The 874-nt window shown below is 64.9% G+C and carries 1 protein-coding gene; it reads left to right on the plus strand.

Annotated elements, in window-relative coordinates:
- Window positions 1–862, plus strand: an 862-nt coding sequence (locus ACXN5W_RS30365; protein ID WP_473161816.1) for an IS630 family transposase, incomplete at its 5' end; no start/stop codon positions are given.
- Window positions 863–874 lie beyond the last annotated feature (12 nt).

Genomic DNA, 874 nt, shown 5'->3' on the forward strand with positions numbered 1-874 from the left:
GGACCCAAAATGGAGAGGGGGCACACCGAACAAGATCAATGAGCAGACCCGCGACTGGATCTGCGTGATCGCCCGGTGTGACCCCCGCTTCCTCGGCCAGCCGTTCTCGACCTGGTCGCTGTCCAAGCTGCGTGACTACCTGATCGCCACCGGCCAGGTGGACACGATCAGCATCGAGACCGTCCGGCGGATCCTGCACGAACGCGGCGTCACCTGGCAGACGTCGAAGATGTGGAAGGCCAGCAACGACCCGGACTTCACCGCCAAGATGCGCCGGGTCCTCGACCTCTACGACCATCCACCGGCCGGCGGCCGGGTCATCTGCGTCGACGAGTTCGGGCCGCTGAACCTGCAGCCCCGGCCGGGCAAAGCCTGGAAACCGCAGGGCAAACCGGTCCGACTCCGGGCGACTTACCACCGTGACCACGGTGTCCGGCACATGATCGCCAGCCTCGACCTGGCCACCGGAAGAATCCACTACCGGATCCGGGACCGGAAACGATCGAGCGAGTTCCTCGACTTCCTCAAGAGCCTGCGGCGCCGCTGGCCAGGGCAGACGCTGCACCTGATCCTGGACAACTTCTCCCCGCACAAGCACCCCACCGTCCGGGCCTGGTGCCAAGCCAACGACGTTGAACTGGTCTTCCTGCCGACATACAGTTCCTGGCTGAACTGGATCGAAGCCGAGTTCGCCGCTTTGCGCTACTTCGCCCTCAACGGCACCGACCACCGCACCCACGCCGAGCAGGACGCCGCGATCGGTCACTACATCCGCTGGCACAACCAGCGGACCCGCCCGAAAACGGGATACGCTACCAAGTCCAAGATCCGCCACCCGGATTACCCCTTCAAGGCCGCATGACGAGGCACTAGC

Source organism: Plantactinospora sp. A48 (assembly GCF_055793945.1).